Source organism: Nostoc sp. PCC 7524, assembly GCF_000316645.1.
Lineage (GTDB): Bacteria > Cyanobacteriota > Cyanobacteriia > Cyanobacteriales > Nostocaceae > Trichormus.
In genome coordinates this window covers 276,211-297,672 of record NC_019684.1, presented here as the reverse complement: position 1 = coordinate 297,672, position 21,462 = coordinate 276,211, and the positions used below count along the sequence as shown (strand labels likewise).

The 21,462-nt window shown below is 40.1% G+C and carries 16 protein-coding genes; 12 read left to right on the top strand and 4 right to left on the bottom strand.

The annotated features are described in order from the left end of the window. The first annotated feature begins 244 nt into the window (after positions 1–244). Together xseA and xseB are read left to right on the top strand one after the other, a co-directional pair. Positions 245–1,504: an exodeoxyribonuclease VII large subunit gene (gene xseA, locus NOS7524_RS01275; protein WP_015136638.1), complete on the top strand. Its 1,260-nt coding sequence runs from the start codon at positions 245–247 to the stop codon at positions 1,502–1,504. Then, complete coding sequence (gene xseB / locus NOS7524_RS01270; RefSeq protein WP_015136637.1) at positions 1,497–1,730, top strand: exodeoxyribonuclease VII small subunit; 234 nt, start codon at positions 1,497–1,499, stop codon at positions 1,728–1,730. The genes xseA and xseB overlap by 8 nt, the downstream gene beginning before the upstream one ends. A gap of 450 nt (positions 1,731–2,180) precedes the next feature. On the opposite strand, the gene NOS7524_RS01265 is transcribed toward xseB, so the two are convergent. Then, a complete protein-coding gene (locus NOS7524_RS01265; protein ID WP_083882639.1) occupies positions 2,181–3,818 on the bottom strand; it encodes an IS1634 family transposase in 1,638 nt (545 codons plus the stop codon). Between the two features lie 722 nt (positions 3,819–4,540). Here NOS7524_RS01265 and NOS7524_RS01260 point away from each other — a divergent pair. Beyond that, positions 4,541–5,350 (top strand): SDR family oxidoreductase, encoded by an 810-nt coding sequence (locus tag NOS7524_RS01260; RefSeq protein ID WP_015136635.1) that lies wholly within the window; start codon positions 4,541–4,543, stop codon positions 5,348–5,350. 17 nt (positions 5,351–5,367) lie between these two features. Here NOS7524_RS01260 and NOS7524_RS01255 read toward each other — a convergent pair whose 3' ends face one another. After that, on the bottom strand, positions 5,368–5,724 hold the full coding sequence (locus NOS7524_RS01255; RefSeq protein ID WP_041555065.1) for a hypothetical protein: 357 nt from the start codon (positions 5,722–5,724) through the stop codon (positions 5,368–5,370). 262 nt (positions 5,725–5,986) lie between these two features. Between NOS7524_RS01255 and NOS7524_RS01250 the strand changes: the two genes are divergently transcribed. The 6 genes from NOS7524_RS01250 (at position 5,987) to NOS7524_RS27700 (ending at position 12,594) form a co-directional block, all read left to right on the top strand. Next, positions 5,987–6,736 carry a sucrose-phosphate phosphatase gene (locus tag NOS7524_RS01250; protein ID WP_015136634.1) on the top strand — a complete coding sequence of 250 codons (750 nt, stop codon included), beginning with the start codon at positions 5,987–5,989 and terminating at the stop codon, positions 6,734–6,736. Further along, on the top strand, positions 6,733–7,371 hold the full coding sequence (gene ruvA, locus NOS7524_RS01245) for a Holliday junction branch migration protein RuvA (RefSeq protein ID WP_015136633.1): 639 nt from the start codon (positions 6,733–6,735) through the stop codon (positions 7,369–7,371). Before NOS7524_RS01250 ends, ruvA begins: the two co-directional genes overlap by 4 nt. Positions 7,372–7,480: 109 nt before the next feature. Beyond that, the gene (gene bioF / locus NOS7524_RS01240) at positions 7,481–8,644 is read left to right on the top strand and encodes an 8-amino-7-oxononanoate synthase (protein WP_015136632.1); all 1,164 of its coding nucleotides are present in this window, start codon (positions 7,481–7,483) and stop codon (positions 8,642–8,644) included. A gap of 411 nt (positions 8,645–9,055) precedes the next feature. Next, positions 9,056–10,105, top strand: coding sequence for a tyrosine-type recombinase/integrase (locus tag NOS7524_RS01235; protein ID WP_235622358.1), 1,050 nt, complete (start codon positions 9,056–9,058; stop codon positions 10,103–10,105). Then, on the top strand, positions 10,095–11,675 hold the full coding sequence (locus tag NOS7524_RS01230; protein ID WP_015136515.1) for a tyrosine-type recombinase/integrase: 1,581 nt from the start codon (positions 10,095–10,097) through the stop codon (positions 11,673–11,675). The genes NOS7524_RS01235 and NOS7524_RS01230 overlap by 11 nt, the downstream gene beginning before the upstream one ends. Further along, positions 11,665–12,594 (top strand): DUF6262 family protein, encoded by a 930-nt coding sequence (locus NOS7524_RS27700; protein ID WP_015136514.1) that lies wholly within the window; start codon positions 11,665–11,667, stop codon positions 12,592–12,594. Before NOS7524_RS01230 ends, NOS7524_RS27700 begins: the two co-directional genes overlap by 11 nt. A 183-nt stretch (positions 12,595–12,777) precedes the next feature. Here the strand turns inward: NOS7524_RS27700 and tnpA are convergent, their stop codons facing one another. Further along, complete coding sequence (gene tnpA / locus NOS7524_RS01220; RefSeq protein ID WP_015136513.1) at positions 12,778–13,191, bottom strand: IS200/IS605 family transposase; 414 nt, start codon at positions 13,189–13,191, stop codon at positions 12,778–12,780. A gap of 75 nt (positions 13,192–13,266) precedes the next feature. Here tnpA and NOS7524_RS01215 point away from each other — a divergent pair, with 75 nt between their 5' ends. Together NOS7524_RS01215 and NOS7524_RS01210 are read left to right on the top strand one after the other, a co-directional pair. Further along, positions 13,267–14,511: an RNA-guided endonuclease InsQ/TnpB family protein gene (locus tag NOS7524_RS01215; protein ID WP_015136512.1), complete on the top strand. Its 1,245-nt coding sequence runs from the start codon at positions 13,267–13,269 to the stop codon at positions 14,509–14,511. 500 nt (positions 14,512–15,011) lie between these two features. Further along, complete coding sequence (locus NOS7524_RS01210; RefSeq protein WP_015136631.1) at positions 15,012–18,761, top strand: PAS domain S-box protein; 3,750 nt, start codon at positions 15,012–15,014, stop codon at positions 18,759–18,761. A 102-nt stretch (positions 18,762–18,863) separates the two neighbouring features. On the opposite strand, the gene NOS7524_RS01205 is transcribed toward NOS7524_RS01210, so the two are convergent. After that, positions 18,864–19,079, bottom strand: coding sequence for a hypothetical protein (locus NOS7524_RS01205; protein ID WP_015136630.1), 216 nt, complete (start codon positions 19,077–19,079; stop codon positions 18,864–18,866). 335 nt (positions 19,080–19,414) lie between these two features. On the opposite strand from NOS7524_RS01205, the gene NOS7524_RS01200 reads away from it, so the two are divergent. Further along, entirely contained in the window at positions 19,415–21,415 is a 2,001-nt protein-coding gene (locus tag NOS7524_RS01200) for a potassium channel family protein (RefSeq protein ID WP_015136629.1), read from the top strand. Positions 21,416–21,462: the final 47 nt, after the last annotated feature.

Sequence of the window (21,462 nt, the reverse complement as noted above, 5' to 3'; positions counted from 1 at the left end):
TGCGCCTATATGATACTTACCGCATCATAAAGCGATCGCACGACCAAATTTTATAGAAATTGCTGTTGTTACGCCAAGAAGATGGCTGCTGATAGCGTCTGCGATCGCCTTCTGCATTTTGACTACACCTGTGTTAAACGACTCTTCTATCTCTTGGCGACTTAACTGTCAGTTTTCACTCTGAATGTTGAATGTATCAAAAAGACGTTATTTTGATTTTAAGTGCATAGTGGGATGAAATACGATGAATCTTGACTTTCCTGATACCACTTTATCTGTAGCAGGAATCACTGAATATATCCAAGTCCTATTAGAAGAAAATCCCATTCTGCGACAAGTTTGGGTAACTGGTGAAGTTTCCAGTGCAAATCAGCATCGGAGTGGGCTATTTTTTACCCTACAAGACACCAACGGCACAGCCGCGATTAAGTGTGTGGCGTGGAATAGTCAAGTAGCAAAACTCGCCCAATTGCCCGTTCCTGGGGAACAAATCATTATTTTGGGCAGCATTCGCGTATATCCACAGAGGGGAGAGTATCAATTAACAGTTTGGCAAGCTTTACCGGCTGGTGTGGGTTTGCAAGCACTGCGCTATCAACAATTACGCAATCGCTTGCTGGCTGAGGGTTTGTTTGATCCGCAAAGAAAGCGATCGCTCCCCCTGCATCCCCAAACCATCGCCGTTGTCACTTCCCCAACGGCTGCGGCTTGGGGAGATATTCAAAGAACCCTCAAGCAAAGATATCCAGGGTTACACGTTTTGTTTTCACCCGCTACCGTCCAAGGTGAGCAAGCACCGGATTCTATAGTTAAGGCGATCGCACGGGTAGAACGGGATGGACGCGCCGAGGTATTAATTCTATCACGGGGTGGGGGTGCAGTTGAGGAATTAGCTTGTTTTAATGATGAACGGGTAGTGAGAGCTGTTGCTGAGTGTTCCATACCAGTAATTACGGGGATTGGCCATCAACGGGATGAATCTTTAACAGATTTAGTAGCGGATGTTTGTGTACATACACCCACGGCGGCGGCGGAAACCGTTGTACCTGCCCTGGCTGAGTTATATACGCAACATCAGCAACGAGTAGCAGCTTTACATGAGGCGGTGCTGTACTCTCAAACAATGGCTGTGCATCGACTGCAAACATTACGTAACCGTTTGCGAAACCTGCGCTTGGATAGACAAGTGCGGCAAGAACTGCAAAACTTAACTTGGCATCGTCAGCACTTGTTGCAGGTGACGATAGCGCGATCGCAGCACGCCCAGCAGCATTTAGAAATGTTGCGGCAAAAATTAGCCACTCTCGATCCCAAGGCGGTGTTGCAGCGTGGTTATGCGGTAGTCAGACAAGAAAACGGTGCGATCGCTCGTGTTGCTAATCAATTAACTATAGGAGAAGAATTGTTAATTCAATTGGCACAGGGTGAGGTTACAGTAAAAGTTATAGAAGTGAAAACTTCAGAATTACCAAAGCGGAGAGGACGGAAGAAAGTTAATGATTAAACGTAATAATTCCTCTAATTCTGATCCTGTGTTTCATGGCAATTATGAGGATAAAATTGCCGAAATCGAAAAAATTATCGCTCAAATTGAATCAGGTAATTTGGAATTAGAATCTGTGTTTGATCAGTTTGCAACGGCTGTTGAATATTTACGTCAATGTGAAACATTTTTACAGCAGCGACAGCAGCAAGTTGATTTATTAATTGAAACCTTGAGTGATGATTAAGTAAGTTGGTGGGAATAATTTGTTCTATGTTAAACAAGGTAAAATTTTTATCATCAATTTCTTAGTAATAACTATAGTCATAAAAGAAGGACTGAAGTCCTTACTACCAACTTTTAACCCACATTCCGCACCCATAAGTATCACAGAGTGAAATAACGGAGAAGAAACATCGAAGTGAGAATAAAAACAGACATACTGAGTGTCAAAAGACATTTGAGTAACAATAAACCAGCAAAAATGGCATCAAAACCTATTCTCAATAAGTACCAATAAGAACTAAGGGAATAGGAAGGAGTGAGAGATAAATAAAAGAAGACGTTGAAGAGGAAAATGATAAATTAGACTCATAAAGCCTGCGAAAAACCTAAATTATTGGCAAAAAGAAAAAGAGCTATGAATCAAAGAGATTAGCTCATGATATTGGAGAAATAAAATTAATAGAGAGAAGAGTTAGCTGGCTAATTGATAATAAATTAAACAATCATCAGGTAAAAGATTTAAGATAAAGTCTCTTTCGGGATTCCAATTAGAGATGTGTTTTTCATTCTTAAATTTAACTAAATGAATAGACTGAAAGCATTGAAAAATCCAGCGTAAAGTGGGGCGGTCAGTCGATTTACCTAACTGATTCTTAATTGTTGATTGAGATTTTCTGAGTGCAGTCCTGATTTGACGTTGAGCCAAGGTATAAACTAGCAGACATAAACCCATAATCATTGCCAATGACTCTATTCTCTCTGGACTTTTGAGGAAAATACTGTCGGCAAAAAATAATGGGTCTTTCAGGAAAGCAAATCCTCTTTCACAAGACTGCTGGGCTTTATATTCATTCAACATCGAGTCATTGCTAAGTTCATTTAAATCTAAAACATTAGTGGCAATAATGAAACGTCCTGCACCCAGAACTTCTGTGTTAATTTTACTTTCGTCCTGGGAAACTGTCGCTGATATTTGGTATGCTGTTTCTACTTGATTATCTTGATTTTTGAACTTGATTTCAGTAACTTGGCTCGACTGAATTTGATGGTATTTAAATTGTTTTGATAGTTTGGTTAATGCCTTGACAGCATCAACCTCACAAGCAAATTTATCTTTTGATAATTCTTTTAACTCAAGAACAGCTTTCGATTCAGCTTTCGTAATTTTTTGTGAAAGTTTACGCAGGTCTGATGCTTTTCGCTCTTGACTTTGCACTACCAACCATCTTTGCTCTATTCCTGCATAACTTACAATTTTTGCAGCAAATTTATATCCTGGTAAGTTACTATCAATAAATTCTGATGCTGCTAATGTTGATATTAATGATTGTGCTGCTTTAATGGTTAATGGCACTCGACATAACCAACGTAAATCCGACATTAATTTCAGATTTGATTCTGTGTATAAAGCCGAGTCTGCAACTATGAGACTATCAACTTCTAATTGTTTTTGATACTCTACTGCTATTTGACCAAAGCAGGATGAGTCAGCTTGATTTCCAGATGCTAATTTTAAAAATATTGGTATATCTCCATCTCCCGAACATATTAGTTCTATGATAAATTGTTTTAAGTCTGGTCTATGGTCACGGGAATAGCCATAGGTGATGGTAATCTCTTTTGGTGATTTTACTACTAATTCTTCTGATTCTTGGGTATTTCCTATTTGTTGATTCTCAAATATTACTTCTGGTAATCTGGTGTTGTACTGCCCATGTACGTGCATTGATGACGAATCTAAATGTGATGATGACAGAGATACACCAAATTTTTGGGCAGCTTTTAAGGCAATGATAGAAAATATTGTATCCAGTCCTTTGATAAATAGTTTATCCATGACTCTTCCCAGCTTATCGTCGTTGAGATATTCTGGTTTTACTCCTACTCCCATTAAATGCTCACAGGCTATTGTTTCAAAATATTTGGGAAACATATATAAAGGTTTGGATACAAATCCTAACCCATTCAATATCATGGCTTTGACAACATGACCTGAACTGATTTTTTCTCCTTTTTCAACTCCTATTAATTCATTGATTATTTCTACTAATCCTATCCTATCTATTATTCCTGCTACTATCCCTAGATGGTCTATGTTCTGAATTTCCATTTCTTGGGGTGGCAATTGCACAACAGATTTCTCCACAGCTTCTGTTGTGATTTTCTCATTTATCTTTTTATGAGCAATTAATTTTTTTCTCTGAACTTTTCTTTTCCTTTCTTTTATCTCTGCGGCAAAACTTCACTTTCTCACTCCCCCTGTCGATTTTAATGCAACTTATTCTCATTACCTCTCTTAGCAATTGAATTGACTTTAGTTCTTGTGTACTACTTTGCTGGCTTTGCTTGATGTGTGACAGTTAGGGTGCGGAAGGTGGGTTTAATTATTTACGCCTTTATACTTAAGTTTGTTGATAGTCAACGCCAAAATTTTGGTGTTATTTCCCAAATATTGTAGAGAGGTGATTGAGCGCGTCTCTAGAAATTCATCTGTGGCAGCTAGCATTTACCCAGAGAGTAGGTAAATTTCTTTCAATTGGTAGAGAATATATAAAAATATACTTGCTATATTGGTCAGCAAGCTGTTTTGTATTATTAGTTGACAGATGCTGCACACCACACATAACACATATTGGGGTACTCACATTGTGTCAGCTTATTTATGCTATCACAACATAGAAATTGCTGTTATTTTTACAGATAAAAGCAGAGTTATTAAATATTTTAAGTAAACTTTTTAGCTAATTTTTCCTGATTAGGATATCAGTAAATATCATCTAAAGATTAGCCTTAAAACTCATTCAGTCAACTTGAATAAAAAAGTAATCAATTATGAAAGGATTAAAAAGCAAAAACGCTCTCATAACTGGTGCAAGCTCCGGTATTGGACAGGCGATCGCAATTCGTCTGGCTCAAGAAGGTTGTAATATTGCTATTAATTACCGTAAAAGTTCTTCAGATGCGGAAGATACTGAAGAAATGGCTATGCAGAAAGCTTGTGGAGATATTGAAAACTGCGGCGTTAAGTCACTGCTAGTACAGGGTGATGTCTCTCAAGAAGAAGATATTACCCAGATGGTCAATACGGTGATTGATAAATTTGGCAGTCTAGATATTTTAATTAATAACGCCGGTATTCAAACTGAATGTCCATCCCATGAAGTTACAACTGAAGACTTTGACAGAGTAATTGGGGTGAACTTGCGGGGTGCTTACCTATGTGCGCGTGAAACTATCAAACACCTGCTGAATCAGAATCGTTCAGGGGTAATTATCAATATTTCTAGCGTTCACGAAATTATTCCTCGCCCAATGTATATCAGCTATGCCATCAGCAAAGGTGGGATGGAAAATATGACGAAAACTCTAGCTTTGGAATATGCTCATCGGGGTATTCGTGTTAATGCTGTAGCACCTGGAGCTACAATTACACCTATTAATGAAGCTTGGACTGATGACCCGAAAAAGAAAGCTGTTGTAGAAAGTCATATTCCCATGATGCGTGCTGGTACTTCTGAAGAGATGGGTGCAGCCGTAGCATTTTTAGCATCTGATGAGGCTGCATACATCACCGGTCAAACCTTGTTTGTAGATGGTGGTTTGACACTGTACGCAGACTTCCGGGAAGCTTGGTCAGCGTAAGAGATTAGATTTTCAAATCAATCAATTAGACATCTCCAAAAATTAAATATGCGTTTTCCAGAAACCTTGTAGAGACGTTCCATGAACGTCTCTACGTTCTTTTTTGGAGATGTCCTTGGAGAAAATTCCTGCACTGGTACGAATACACAGTTACCAAAATCTGGTAAATTAACTCGGAACGCGTGGTCAAGAAACAGTTTTTTACCAGATAGCGTTTGTTTAACTTGACTAATTTCCTTGGCAGTTAGTCGGGTAGGACGAACTTGTTTTGTTTGAGTGGCGGCAACTACACCATTCGCAGAGTCAGCAGCAGATGTAGAGATTCCTAGTAAAGTAGTGGAGGTTATGAAGCTGATAGCGATCTGACTTTTCACGTTATGTGGAAAAGTCAGAGGGTGTGGGGTGTGGGGTGTAGGGTGTAGTAAGGCTTTCAAGTTTTCCCTACACCCTATCCCCTATCCCCTGTCTTGACGTTCGTGTAGCGTGCCGTAGGCAAGGTTTTGGGACTTACCGTGAAAAGTCAGGATAGCGATCGCCCCTACCCTCTCCTTCCCTATTGCCTATTGCCTATTGCCTACCTACGCAGATAATTTTAGAAATCAAATCGGATTGCTATATTACTTGGAGTAAATCATTATGAAACCATTTCTGTTTGTCACAGACCTAGATCACACATTGGTAGGTAATGACGCAGCACTCACCCAACTAAATCAAATTCTCACTCAGCATCGCCAAGAATATGGTACGAAGATAGTCTATGCCACTGGGCGATCGCCTGTTTTGTACAAAGAACTTCAAATAGAAAAAAATCTTATCGAACCGGATGGGTTAGTCGTCTCCGTAGGTACGGAGATTTATCTGGATGGCCAAGATACTGCTGATTCCAGTTGGGCAGAGATTCTTTCCCTTGGCTGGGATCGAGATAAGGTATTATCTATTACCGAGCAATTTTCTGAGTTAGAACCACAACCAGACTCAGAACAGCGTCCTTTTAAGGTCAGTTTTTTCCTGAAGCAAGAAGTTTCAGCCAGTATAATTTCACAACTGGAGTCAGAGTTGGCAAAATATGAACTTAATATAAAGTTAATTTATAGTAGCGGTATAGACCTTGACATTGTGCCAAGTACCAGCGATAAAGGTCAGGCAATGCAGTTTCTACGTCAAAAGTGGAAATTTGCAGCAGAACAAACAGTTGTTTGTGGCGATTCAGGTAATGATATTGCATTGTTCGCTGTAGGCAACGAAAGGGGAATCATTGTTGGGAATGCCCGACAAGAGTTGCTGGAGTGGCACAACCAGTATCCTGCCAATCATCGTTACCTAGCACAAGATTTTTGTGCTGGGGGTATTCTTGAAGGACTTAAATATTTCGGTTTCATAAAATGATTAGCTATCTCAAAGGTATAGTCGCTGGTATCCAAAACCTAGGCAGTAATCGCGTGATTCTGACTCTAGAGGTAAACGGCTTGGGTTATGACTTGCAAATTCCGCAACGTTTAGCCAAGCAATTACCCACAACTGGGGACTTGGTACAAATCTTCACCCATTACCAAATTCGCGAAGAAGTACCCTTCCTTTATGGTTTTGCGTCCCCAGCCGAACGCGATTTATTCCGCCATTTATTAACTGTCAGTGGCGTGGGTGCAGCTCTGGCGATCGCCTTGTTGGATACGATGGAATTACCAGATTTAGTCCAAGCCATCATTGCGGCTAACACACAAATGCTAATTCAAGCCCCTGGTGTGGGCAAGAAAACCGCAGAACGCATCTGTTTAGAACTCAAAGCCAAATTAATCGAATGGCGCAAATCAGCAGGCTTCTTCGTCGCCACCGAAGGGCCAGCCCCCGGCATTTTGGAAGAAGTGCAAATGACTCTCTTTGCCCTAGGCTACACTGCCCACGAAGTCAGCCACGCCCTCCACGTAGTCAGCGAAGACATCGGACTACCAAAAGATGCCTACGTAGAAGATTGGATCAAACAAGCGATCGCTCATCTTAGCAGTAGCGAACAGGTTGGGTAATAGGCAATAGGCAATAGGCAATAGGCAATAGGCAATAGGCAATAGTTATTAACTCTTTAATTTTGAATTTTGTAGGCGCTAGCTTTGTCGTAGACTATTTTGAATTTATATGCCCACAAATCCTTATGCTTGGTTACAAAAATCCTTAGCAACCATTCATCAGGCAGACTGGTATCGTTCAGTAAAAACTATACATGGTCTTCCTGGTGCTACGGTGGATTTGGAGGGGCAAGAGGTAATTAATTTTGCTAGTAATGATTATTTGGGACTGGCTGGAGATGAACGCTTAATTGCGGCTGCTGTGGCGGCGATTCAAGAGTATGGCACTGGTAGCACTGGTTCTAGATTACTCAGTGGACACCGGGAATTACATAGGGAATTAGAAAGAGCGATCGCGGCTTTAAAACAAACAGAAGATGCTATAGTATTTAGCTCTGGTTATCTAGCTAATCTTGGTGCGATCGCGTCTTTGGTAGGTAAGCGAGATTTAATATTATCTGATCAATATAATCATTCCAGTCTGAAAAATGGCGCTATTCTCAGTGGGGCAACAGTGATAGAATATCCCCACTGTGATGTTACCCAACTCACAAACCTCTTAATACAACAACGCCAAAACTACCGACGCTGTTTAATTCTGACGGATAGTGTTTTTAGCATGGATGGAGACTTATGTCCTTTACCTACAATATTAGATTTAGCTGATGAGTTTAGCTGTATGCTGCTAGTTGATGAAGCCCATGCAACTGGAGTCATGGGTGAAACTGGCGCTGGCTGTGTAGAATATTTTGGCTGTACTGGTAGGGAATTAATTCAAATTGGCACTTTGAGTAAAGCCTTGGGTAGTTTGGGCGGTTACGTAGCCGGAAGCGCCACCTTGATTGACTTTTTACGGAATCGCACCCCCAGTTGGATTTATACCACTGGACTATCACCCGCAGATACAGCCGCAGCTTTAGCAGCATTGAAAATCGTCCAACAAGAACCGCAACGCCGCACCCAATTGTGGAATAATGTCAATTATTTAAAACAATTACTAAAACAGGAATTACCCAACCTCAAATTACTGCCATCACAGTCACCCATACTATGTTTTCAGTTATCAACTGCCACAGCAGCACTACAAGCTGGGCAGCAACTCAAAGACGCTGGCATTTTTGCCCCAGCCATTCGTCCCCCCACAGTACCCACAAGTCGCATGAGAATCTCTTTAATGGCAACCCATCAAGCAGCACATATTGACAAACTGGTAGGAGTGCTGAGGGACTTGTGATCTAGTCAGTAGAACGACTTGAAAAAACCAAACTATGTGAAGTAATGTAAAAAGATTGGCATCTAGTTCGTAGTAAGGACTACCCTTTGCTACGCAACGCTATCGCGAACGGGTTCCGCTTGCGGTACAGTCCTTATTAGAGGACTAAAGTCCTCACTACAAACCTTGAATTATCTACACCGTTCTACTTATCTGGCTCAAAACTTTAGCTTGAACTGACAGAAGCCTCTCACTTACCGCGAAGTTATCTATAACTCATAAATAATCTTACACAACAACAACAACGATTATTTATGAGTTCTTTTTATTAAGCTATATTAATACTAACTACACCTTTTACACAACGTGTACAATGAGGATATGTTAGTTCAAAAAGGTCAGCTACTGGATTCAAATCGCCCAATATGGATCGTGCTAGATGACGACTACTTACCCATCGAGCCAATCCAAAAATACCTACGTTACTTAGACAGTTTAGAAAAGTCACCCAACACAGTTAGGGTTTACGCCAACAACCTAAAGTTATTCTGGGAGTTTTTACGAGATAAGCAAATTGATTGGAAGGAAATAAATCTAGAGCAGTTATCGGATTTTATTCACTGGCTAAGAAGTCCAGAACCAGGAGTAGTATCCATTCAACCACAAGTGTCTAAACGGTCAGAAAAGACAATTAACCATGCTCTAACGACTGTCTGTGGTTTTTATGAATTTCATGAGCGATTGGGAGCAACTGAAGGGGTTAATGCTTATCGCTATCAGATGCAACCAGGACGAAAATACAAGCCATTTTTACACCACATAAGCAAAGGGAAGGAAGTTAAAACACGATTACTGAAAATTAAAGAACCAAAAACTTTCCCAGGATGTTTAACTTCGGAGCAGGTTAAAGAATTAGTTAATGCTTGTAAAAGAATTAGAGATAAATTTATTATCTGTTTACTTTATGAAACTGGCATGAGAATTGGTGAGTTATTAGGACTAAGACATGAGGATATTCGTTCACAAGGAGTAAATGAAATTCATGTAATACCCAGAACTGACAATATAAATATTAGTCGGGCAAAGGCAGGATTTGAAAGAGTAATTCATGTTTCCAAAGATTTGATGAAACTCTACTCTAATTATCTGATTGAAGAATATCCAGACGATATTGACTGTGATTATGTATTTGTTAACTGTTGGGACGGTGAAATAGGTCAACCGATGGATTATGGTGCTGTGAATGGACTGTTTAAAAGGTTAGCCAAGAAAACAGGTATTCAAGCGACACCTCATTTACTTAGACACACTCATGCTACAGAGTTAATTAGGTCTGGATGGGATATGGCGTATGTCCAAAAGCGATTGGGTCACGCAAACATTCAAACTACTATTAACACTTATGTTCATCTAACAGATGATGACTTACAGAAAGAATATCAAAAATATTTGACAAAGAGAGATGGCTTCAATGAATCATGACTATATTCCACAAACTCAAGAAAAAAAGACTCAACTTCAGGCAGTTAAAAAATCAACTATAAATTGTCCTAAATGTGGCAGCATAGATTATCATAAAGCTGGCATTAATCCAACAGGAAAACAAAAATATCGTTGCAAACAATGTCAACACAAGTTTGTAATAAATCCATCGGCTAGTCATATAAAAATACTAGACGATTATTGGACTGCTTCAGAATTAGGATTACAAGTTAGCCCACACCATAATGATGGAGATAAACTAAATTTTTCCTCTATTCAACAGGAATGGCTAAAACAAGATATTAAAAGATTTATTAGATATATTGCTACGACAACAACTAGCTTTGAAAAGCTACAAAAATATTTGTCTTGTTTCAGGAATTTTTCAAGATTTATATCTCAAAATAAAATAGTAAATCGAATAGAAGATATAACTCGCTCTGTAATTATCGACTACCTAGATTATCTTAATCAAAAACATCTAGCTCCAGCAACTAAAGGTGAACGTATCTCTGCTATAGCTTCTTTATTTGAAACTGGTGTTACTAATAAATGGTTTAATGTAGAACCTTACTTAATTCGTAAAGAGGATTATCCTAGTCGCCCAAAATCATTACCTCGTTATATTCCAGATGAAGTGATTCGTCAATTAAATGAACACCTAGATGCCTTACCTGAGCCAATAACAAGAATGGTGCTGGTTATTCAAGAATGTGGTTTGAGAGTAGGAGAATTATGTCAACTACCTTTAGATTGCCTTAAGCAAGATAGTAAAGGTGGATGGTTTATTCAATTTATGCGTTGGAAGATGAAGTTTGAAACTACCTTGCCTATATCTATAGAGCTTGCCCAGGCTATTAAAGAGCAGCAAGCTTACATTCAAAAACATTTTGGTAAAGACTATAAATATCTTTTCTGCGGTAGAAAAGCATCGCCAGAATTTATTCCTGAACCTAAAGTTATGACCGACCAATCGTTTGCTAATCATTTAAAACACTTGGCAGAGGAATTTAATATTTGCGATAGCACGGGCAAGAGATGGAATTTTCAGACTCATCAGTTTCGCCATACTGTTGGGACAAGAATGATTAATAATGGAGTGCCACAGCATATTGTCCAACGATATTTAGGTCATGATTCACCTCACATGACTATGGTTTATGCTCATATTCATGATGCGACATTAAGAAAAGAAATAGACAAATATCTTGATAATAAAGTAGTCAATATTAATGGCGAAGTTATTGAATCACTTCATCCAGAATTAGACAATGATAGTGGTCTGCAATGGATGAAGAAAAAAGTTTTGGCTGAAACTTTAGCAAATGGATATTGTGGACTACCCGCACAGCTTACCTGTAGTAAGGGCAATGCCTGCCTAACCTGCGGTGATTTTCGTACAACCATTGAGTTTTTAGACCAACATAAGGAACATTTAGAGCGTACTAATAAAGTTCTCGAAGTAGCTAAAACTAATGGTTGGCAACGTCAAATTCAAGTTAATGAAGATGTTAAAAAAAATCTAGAAAATATCATCAATACTCTGGAGGGCAACAAGAATGAGCAATGATGCTAAGATAGCTGCCCTGAAGTCTGCTGCGGAGCAGAAGAAACAACAGGCAGCAGAGAATTTAGAAAAAGCGATTCGTAAACTAACTCAAGAGAATAAGTCTATTACCTTTGCTAATGTTGCAAAGGAAGCGGGACTTTCAGTTAGCTATCTTTATAAATACCCAGAGATTAAAGAGCGCATTGATAGTTTAAGAAAGCAACAACTCAAAGCGGGTAAACCAAATCAACCACAAAAAGCATCGGATGATTCAAAAGCTGTTATTATTTATCAGCTTAGAGAAAGAATTAAGAAACTAGAAGCTGAAGTAGAGGGACTTCGTAGAGTTAATGAAGGTTTAGCGGGTAGAGTTTATCATCTACAAGGTGCTGAGGAGTTAGCAGAAAGACTCAAAAGTGAAAATACACAACTAAAATCTGAAAATTCAGAGTTGAAGCAACAATTAGAAGAATTTCGTATTTCTCAAGCAAATTTACCTGTTACTTTACCTGAAAATTCAAAGGTTACTTCATTAGATAAGAAAAGGGCTGGACGTTCTGATATCAGTGATCATGTTAAACAGCAACTTGACTTAATTGGAATTAAACTGAATCCAACCTTAACTAAAACAATTAAGTCAGCAGAGGAAGATACTGTTTTAAATGCAATAAAAGCTTTTAAAGAAGCAATGGCTAGTAGCAATATTGAAAAACCAGGTGCATGGCTTAAAAAAGCTATAGAAGAGGGTTGGATCAAGAATGAAGAAATTGGACAACAATCTGAATTGGATGTTTTTAAGGAATGGTACGCATTAGCCTACAAGAAGAAATTAATTCTTGCCAGCCAAAACACCAAAGACGGTATCATTGTTTACACACAGGACGAGCAGTGGATATCTTTCCAAGAGATGTTGGTAAAATATCCACTGTCAACGTTGTAGAAAGTATTCACAATGTTAAATGCTTATACAGTCAACGTTGTGTACATTGTGGTTTAGATAATTTCAGCGGAAGTGATGAGATGAATGGCAGGTGAGTTGACGACAGTTCCCTGACAAATGCCGATAGGCGTTCGCGTAGCGTCTCGTAGAAAGGGATGGGAACATGGAGGAAACGAACAAAATTCAATCCTCTGGTTGTTGCTGATTTTCAATGTATTTTTTCAAAGTTGAAACGGTGACACCACCGCAACTGGCAATGAAATAAGAACCATTCCAAAAGACATCTTTACTGTAAAAAGTTTTTAAATGCTCAGAAAATTCTTGCCGCAATTTTCTAGAGGAAATGGATTTTAAATTATTGACTAATTTGCTGAGTTCTAAGTCAGGGTGATATTGAAATAGAAGATGTATATGATTGTCTTCACCGTTGAACTCAACAAGTTTGCAATCCCACTTTATCAATAACTCCTCAAAGATATTATGCAGGCGTTCTAGCATTGCTGAGTTAAATGCTTTGCGCCTGTATTTTGTTGTTAAAACAAGGTGGGCTTTCAGGTCGCTAACAGACCTCCCCTTGGAAACAAAGTCATTTTTCATTGGATTATAGACCAAAAAGCAAAATCAGTGTATACTAAAAACATAGCACTAATTTACAAAGGTGGTGATAAACAGTTGAGGACTGCATACCAGTACAGATTACGCCCGACAAAACAACAAGTAACAGAAATGGACAGATGGCTGTCTATGTGTTGCGCACAATATAACTATTTGTTGGCAGATAGATTTAACTGGTATGAGCAGAATCGCTGTCCTGTAAATGCTTGTCCTCTTGTTTGTCACCTTCCAGAGTTAAGAGACAATCCAGACTATTACTCGCAAAAGAAAACACTCCCTGAACTTAAAAAAACACATCCTCATTATGGTGATATTTATTCACAGGTTTTACAGGATGTAGTTAAAAGAGTTAAGGTAACTTTTGACCGTTTTCTTAAGGGTGATAGCAACGGAAAACGCAGTGGTAAGCCGAGGTTTAAATCTAGAACTAGATACAAAACCTTCACTTATCCACAAATGAAAGATGGATGTTTGCAGGGCAATTTAATTGATTTACCAAAACTAGGTAAAGTCAAAGTTGTGTTGCATCGTCCGTTGCCTGATGGTTTTAAAATTAAAACTGCTTCTATCACCAAAAAAGCTGACGATTATTACTTAACTCTCAGTCTAGAAGATTCTACGATTCCAGAAATCAAACCCGATATTAATCCAGAATCAATAACTGGTATTGATATGGGATTGAAAGAGTTTTTGACAACTGCTGATGCTGAAACAGTTGCTATTCCTCAACATTATCGCAAAGCTCAAAAACGTTTACGAGTAATACAGAAACGTGTCTCACGTCGTAAAAAGGGTAGTAAACGTAGACAGAAAGCTGTTAAGCAATTAAGTAAGCAACATAAAAAAGTTGCTGATAAGCGCAAAGATTTTCACTTTAAAACCGCTAATAATCTGCTTAAAAAATATGATGTAATTGCACATGAAGATTTAAACATCAAAGGACTTTCAAGGTCTAGACTTTCAAAGTCTGTACATGATGCTGGATGGGGTAGCTTCTTGTCAATCCTGACAAACAAAGCCGAAAATGCTGGTTTGTTGGTAATACCTGTTAAAGCATCTGGTACAACTCAAGAATGTTCCAACTGCGGTGTAAAAGTACCTAAAAAGCTACATGAACGATGGCATAAATGTAGCTGCGGTTGCTCTTTGGATCGTGATCATAATGCAGCCATCGTAATAAGAAAAAGAGCCGAGGGGCATCCGGTTCTTAAAGCCAAGAGTCTCCTACGCAATAGCCGGATTGTCTTGGAAGCCTACACTGTATGCGTTCGCGGAGCGTTCCGAAGGAAAGCATCAGTGTAGGAGTATGTCACACCTTGAGTTGATAAAGTAAATATTAAGTAGGGTGTGTTACGGCTGTGTAAGGATTTGGGAGTGTGAGCAAATGATATCTAGCCGTAACGCACCAAGAGCATACGATGGGTTACGCGTTGCTTTAGCAACACCCTACAAATTTAAGATAGAGTTTATAAAACATCTCTTATATTGATTTTTCTCAATCAAATTTTACTTTCTCAGCTTTTATTTTTGTGGATTTTAAAATAAACACAAAAATTTAGATTTGTTATAAGACAAGACTTGCTCTCAGCCACCTGTACTATATATTTTTAAAATTTTACAATTAATTTTACTCTAGATTATACATTTTTTATCAATTATCAACTTGAACAAAAAATAGCATCTAGCAAAAGAAGGTTTTTCATGGGATGCGAGAATCTATCTAGAGATAAATAGCGAAAATTTGTAAACTAGCTTAGGTTATGTAAAGCCTCTGCAATAAGTCTTGGTTGCCCCAAATTTTCATGCCTAATATTGCTGGTTATTCATGGCTACGTTGTAGCATTGCCCTAATAAACGTAGCATTTGCACTGATGCTCATGCTACTACTAGATCCTTGGGTAAAGATGAGTGGCACTCCATTTTTGCTGTTTTTCAGTGCTGTTATGGTAAGTGCTTGGTATGGTAGTTGGAAAGGGGGAGTTTTAGCAACCTGTTTATCTGCTTTTGTCAGCGATTATTTCTTTCTTGAACCACAATATAATCTGTCTGTGGATCTTTCTAATGCTGTAAAGATTGGGCTATTTGCTGTACAAGGATTACTGTTCACAATCCTATGCGTTGCATTAAAAAATGCCAAGCGCAGAGATGAGGCAAACTTGCATAAACTCAAAGAGAGTGAGGAGCGGTTTCAATTAGCATTAAGCAGTTCAGATATTGTAGTATTCCAGCAAGATAGCAATTTGCTGTATCGTTGGATTCATAATCCACAAGGTGGAACCACTACTGAGGACATTCTAGGCAAGTCCGATTATGATTTATTTCCTTTCTCAGTAGCAGAGCAATTGACAGCAATTAAGCAAAGAGTGTTAGAGACAGACGTTTCTGAACATGAAGAAGTTTATATCATCTTGCAGGGAAAAGTCCTTTACTATGATTTGCTGGTAGAACCCTTGAAAGTAAATGGTCGAATTCAGGGTATTACCTGTGTAGCTATTAACATTAGTGAGCGTAAGCAAGTAGAGCAAGAAAAAGCGAAATTACGCCAGGAATTGCAACAGGCAATGCAGCAGAAAGAAGAGTCTTTAGCATTGCTGAATGCTTGGCTGGCTAGTTCACCTGTAGCCCTGGCTTTTTTAGATCAAGAACTGCGTTACGTTTATGCTAACGAAGCATTGGCAGCGATTAACGGCGTACCACAAGATCAGCATATTGGGTATACCATCAGGGAAGTATTACCAGAATGGGCAGCGCAAATTGAGCCGATTCTGTATGAAGTCATGCAAACTAAGGAGCCATTACTGAATCAAGAAGTAATGGGAGAAACACATCCGACTGGGGTTTATCGTTGTGGACTTGTGAGCTACTATCCAGTTTGTTTACCAGATGGGCAATTGTTGGGAGTGGGTGTAACCGGTATAGATATTACTCAACAGAAAAAAACTCAGCAAGCCTTAAGAGAAAGCGAAGCCAGGTTTCGGACAATGTTTAACCAAGCGGCATTAGGGATTGCCCTCATCAGCTTGGATGGTAAATTTCTGCAAGTAAATCCGGCTTTATGCCAACTTGTTGGGTATAGTTATGACGAATTCATCCAAATGAGCTTTCAGGATATTACTCACCCTGATGATTTAGAAACCGACTGGAATTATGGTCAGAAGGTATTAACCAGAGAGATTAATTGTTATTCTCTCGAAAAACGCTACATCCGTAAAGACGGTGGGATTGTTTGGGTTAACGTGACTTCATCAGTAGTATGCGATGATGACGGAGAACCAAAGTATGCCTTGGGCATTGTTGAAGATATTAGTCAACGCAAACAAGCACAAGCAACGCAAAACTTTTTAGTGGAAGCCAGCACTATCCTAGCGGCTTCCTTAGATTATGAAGTCACTCTCAGTAATGTAGCTAAGTTGACAGTGCCGACCTTAGCAGACTGGTGTATTGTAGATATTCTGCAACCAGATTGGTCAATTAAACGAGTAGCGATCGCTTGCCATAATCCCCAAAAACGTCAGATCATAGAAGAAATTCAACAGCGTTATCCACCCAGAAGTGACGGTAATCATCCCTTTCGCCAAACACTAATCCAGGGTAAATCTGTTTTTTATCCAGAATTACCAACTTCTACTTTGGTAGAAATGGCTAGGGATGAAGAACATCTGCAATTACTGCAAAGTTTGGGAATGCGTTCTGTGATGGTGATTCCCTTCTACTCTCGTGAGCGATTATTCGGCGTAATTTCTTTTGTTACTGGTGAATCAGGTAGGCAATTCCAAGCAACAGACTTGGCATTGGCAGAAGATATTGCCCGACGTGCAGCAACAGCCATTGATAATGCCAGACTCTACCAAGAAACCCAACAAGCAAAACAAGCAGCTGAAATGGCCGTCAGTCGTACAGCAAGGCTACAAAGCATCACGTCTGCCCTCTCAGAAGCTTTAACTCCCCAACAAGTCGCTGATGTGATTGTTAATCAAGGGATTGCCGCCTTGGGTGCTAGTGGGGGTTCTGTAGTTTTAATTGAGGGAGACTCTGAGTTAAAGATATTGGAAGCAGTTGGTTATCCTCAATCTGTGAGAGAGAACTGGGCTAGTTTCCCAATTACAGCCAATGTTCCCATCGCGGTAGCTGCTAGAACTAAAGAGCCGATTTTTTTAGCCAATACAGAAATCCTAGCAGATCAATATCCTGAAATCGCCAATATTCCAGCCCTCACAGGTAATTGTGCCTTTGCTTGTATTCCTTTGATTGTTGAGCAGCAGACAATTGGAGTTTTGGCTTTAAGCTTTGCCACAACCCAAATATTTACCGCCGAAGACCAAAGATTTATGCTGACGTTAGCACAACAATGCGCCCAGGCGATCGCCCGCGCTCAACTTTACGAAGCCGAACGCAACGCCCGCGCCGCAGCTGAATCAGCCAACCGCATCAAAGATGAATTTCTCACAGTTCTTTCCCATGAACTGAGGACTCCCCTCAACCCGATATTAGGTTGGGCGAAGTTACTCCGTACCCGCAAACATAACGAAGCTACCATCATTCAAGCCTTAGAGACGATTGAACGCAATGCCAAGTTACAAACGCAACTAATTGATGACTTACTAGACGTTTCCCGAATTTTACGCGGCAAACTCCAACTCAATATTAGGGCTGTGGATTTGCGAACGACAATCACAGCTGCACTAGAAACGGTACGTTTAGCCGCAGAAGCTAAATCAATTGAAATGATCACCTGTTTAGATGCGCCTGTGGGACAAGTTATGGGTGATAGCGATCGCTTACAGCAGGTAGTCTGGAATTTACTCTCGAATGCTGTAAAGTTCACACCCCCCAACGGACAGGTACAAGTCACCTTAGAACAGGTAGGATTAGAAGCGCAAATCCAAGTCATTGATACAGGTAAGGGAATTACGCCAGAGTTTTTACCCCATGTGTTTGAGTATTTCCGCCAAGCCGATTCTAAAACTACCAGAATCTTTGGTGGGCTGGGACTAGGACTAGCTATCGTGCGTCATTTTGTCGAATTACATGGTGGTACAGTGCAAGCCGAAAGTGCCGGAGATGAACAAGGGGCAACCTTCACAGTTAAACTACCACTGACAAAAAATACTGAGGACAGATTGCTCAGTGCTGACTCTGCTATTGCAGAATCGGAAATACAAGACTCCTTACTGACTGGCGTGCAAATTCTGTTAGTGGATGATCAGCCAGATGTGCGGGAGTTTTTTAGCTTTGCCCTGGAACAGTATGGCGCAAATGTCACAACGGTGGAATCAGCACTAGCAGCACTAAAAATTTTAGCTGATACCAAGCCAGATGTATTGTTAAGCGATATTGGAATGCCAGAGATGGATGGTTATATGTTAGTGCGCCAAATCAGAAAATGGTCGCCAGAACAGGGTGGACAAATTCCAGCGATCGCTTTAACTGCCTATGCTGGAGAAATAGATCATCAACAAGCCTTAGCCGCAGGTTTCCAAAAACACATTCCCAAACCCGCCGAAACAGTAGAATTAGTGATGGCGATCGCACAATTACTGGGGCGTAACTGAACTTTAACGAATTGCCCTGATCATTTAGATGAGTAAAAGCGTAAGTGAGCAAAAGATCTTGCGACATGACCGAAGTTGCGATCGCTTAACCAGTTATCATCACTAATCATCCAACAAACTCATCAAAGCGTATAATTCTGGCTCTTCTTCTGGGGATGCTGATAACTGCTGTCTTAACTCTAATAGTTGATTCTCAATGGCTTCAGCCACGTAAATCATGTTAGATTCTTGGGCAATTTTTAGCTGTTTTTCTTTGATTCTGATTTTCCGAAGTAACTCGTTGACACAATCAACTGCATTATATTCTTGAGAAATCATCACCTGCTACCTGTTTAAAATTGTCAAAACTTTGGGTAAATTTTGCAGTAGCCTAAGCCATAAGTAAGTCGGTGGGAAAAAACACAACTATGTTAAGAAAAATAAACTAGGCTCAAACCCTCTTCCCTCCTGCCTCCTGCCTCCTGCCTCCTGCCTCCTGCCTTGCCATAGCGATAATTTTTAACACTGAGCTACTTAAGTTTATTCTGTAAAGTCTACGGTAAAATATTAGACTAAGATTTATATGTGAAGTCTACTACTTCATCTGTTGTTACATTCTGAACTGTTGTACAGAAAAATTGTACATATTATTGTAGACTGCAACAGCATTGAACATGGGACAAAATGTGGTCAGTGCCGACACATTCTTGGTGTGTGGGCTGGGAAGCTTAGGGCAGTATTGTGTCTCTGTACTCAAAGAGTTTGGGGTGAGGGTAAATGCCATTGAGGCTATAAATCCTCAAAAATGGGAAATTTCCGATTTACCAGATTTAATTGATCACTTAGTCATTGGTGACTGTTGCCAACCCAGGATATTAGAACAGGCAGGAATTCGCCAGTCTCGCTCCATTTTGATTGTCACCAGTGATGAGCGCGTGAATATTGCAGTGGCATTTGCAGCGCGATCGCTCAATCCCGATGTCCGTTTAGTGATCCGTTCCTCCCAAGATAATCTCAATGAATTACTCCGTGAAAGCCTAGGTAACTTTGTCGCCTTTGAAGCTACGCAATTACCCGCTAAAAGCTTTGCCTTAGCTGCTCTAGGAAGCGAAACCACAGGCTTCTTTACTTTGGAAAATCATTTCTTGCAAGTCATGCAAGTCTCAATTGATACGGGGCATCGTTGGCGGAACTTCCTACAACTTCATGAAATCAACACTAGCCATCGGCGAATTCTTACCCACAACCGAGCCGGATCAGCGTTAGCGCAGACATTCTATGAATGGGAACCAGATACTCCCATTTTGCCAGGAGACATCATTACTTATATTGAAGCCACTGAAAATCTAGTTTCTCGCTCTCAACAACCAGTCAAGCATATCCAGCAACTGTGGCGAACCGTATTTAAAAACCTCACCTGGGCAAATCTGCGTTACCAACTCATCCAGTTTTGGGTGGAAAGTAGTCAAGCTCGCCGTGTAGTGTTAATGAGTTGTTTAGTCATGGCGAGTTTGTTCTTCTGTGGTGCATTTCTCTACAAACTGCAATATCCGCAAATTAGCTGGCAAGAAGCCTTAAATGTTTCTTTAGTTCTCAGCCTGGGGGGTTATGGCGACTTGTTTGGTGGGCGAGAACTGCCCTTTGTTGTACCTGGATGGCTACATTTATTCAGCATTAGTCAGACTGTTGCCAGTACGGTGTTTGTCGGCATTCTCTACGCAGTGATGACTGAACGCATCTTAGCCGCCAGATTCCAGTTTTCCATGCGCCGTCTACCTGTACCTAAATCTGATCATGTGGTGTTAGTTGGGTTAGGCAGAGTGGGTAGGTTAGTAGCGCACCTACTCCAAGAACTCAAACAACCATTGATAGGAATTAATTCCTATGAGCTAGATCCCAGTTTATTACCACCAATCCCCTTAATTGTGGGCAACATCAAAAATGCCCTCAACAAAGTGAATATCACCACCGCCAAAAGTGTGATTGTCGTCACCGATGATGAAGTGACAAACCTAGAAATTGCCTTGATGTCTCATGCTGCCAACCCCAAAGCCTGTGTAGTAATTCGCACCGTTGATCCTCGGTTTAGTGAGAATGTTGCCAGATTACTACCTTATGCCAGAGTTTTGGGGGTTTATGAACTAGCAGCCGAGGCCTTTGTGGGGGCGGCCTTTGGGGAAAATATTCTCAATCTGTTTCGCTTGCATAACCAAACCACATTAGTCACTGAGTATCAAATTGAAGCCAACGATACCCTCAACGGGCGACTATTAGGAGAAATTGCTTATGGTTATGGAGTAGTACCGATTCTCCATACCAGAAATAACCAACGCACCCCTAAGTTTATGCCCTCCGATGATATCAGGTTGATTGTAGGCGATCGCTTAGTTGTTCTCGCCACCATTGAAGGATTGCAACGGGTAGAACGGGGAACTATGCTACCTCGCCAATGTTTAGTGCGGGTAGAAAAGGCTGTGTCACAAGAAGCAGTTTTTGAAGGGGCGGCATTAATTTCTCGCATCTCTGGCTGTGATATGTATATTGCCAGAACCTTGATGAATCAATTGCCAGGAACTTTACAATGTCCCCTCTACAAACATCAAGCCCATCGTTTAGTGAATGAGTTAGTTAAATGTCAAGTTTCGGCTTATGTGGCAATCCCACACCAAACTTAAGTTGTGGTAGGGGATGCTTACAGCACTTTTGAAGTAAGTGAGATACA

Bases quoted from the DNA above. Each gene is read 5' to 3' on its own strand.
- xseA (WP_015136638.1), top strand. From the start codon at position 245: ATGAATCTTGACTTTCCTGATACCACTTTATCTGTAGCAGGAATCACT.
- xseB (WP_015136637.1), top strand. From the start codon at position 1,497: ATGATTAAACGTAATAATTCCTCTAATTCTGATCCTGTGTTTCATGGC.
- NOS7524_RS01265 (WP_083882639.1), bottom strand. From the start codon at position 3,818: ATGGAAATTCAGAACATAGACCATCTAGGGATAGTAGCAGGAATAATA.
- NOS7524_RS01260 (WP_015136635.1), top strand. From the start codon at position 4,541: ATGAAAGGATTAAAAAGCAAAAACGCTCTCATAACTGGTGCAAGCTCC.
- NOS7524_RS01250 (WP_015136634.1), top strand. From the start codon at position 5,987: ATGAAACCATTTCTGTTTGTCACAGACCTAGATCACACATTGGTAGGT.
- ruvA (WP_015136633.1), top strand. From the start codon at position 6,733: ATGATTAGCTATCTCAAAGGTATAGTCGCTGGTATCCAAAACCTAGGC.
- bioF (WP_015136632.1), top strand. From the start codon at position 7,481: ATGCCCACAAATCCTTATGCTTGGTTACAAAAATCCTTAGCAACCATT.
- NOS7524_RS01230 (WP_015136515.1), top strand. From the start codon at position 10,095: ATGAATCATGACTATATTCCACAAACTCAAGAAAAAAAGACTCAACTT.
- NOS7524_RS27700 (WP_015136514.1), top strand. From the start codon at position 11,665: ATGAGCAATGATGCTAAGATAGCTGCCCTGAAGTCTGCTGCGGAGCAG.
- tnpA (WP_015136513.1), bottom strand. From the start codon at position 13,191: ATGAAAAATGACTTTGTTTCCAAGGGGAGGTCTGTTAGCGACCTGAAA.
- NOS7524_RS01210 (WP_015136631.1), top strand. From the start codon at position 15,012: ATGCCTAATATTGCTGGTTATTCATGGCTACGTTGTAGCATTGCCCTA.
- NOS7524_RS01205 (WP_015136630.1), bottom strand. From the start codon at position 19,079: ATGATTTCTCAAGAATATAATGCAGTTGATTGTGTCAACGAGTTACTT.
- NOS7524_RS01200 (WP_015136629.1), top strand. From the start codon at position 19,415: ATGGGACAAAATGTGGTCAGTGCCGACACATTCTTGGTGTGTGGGCTG.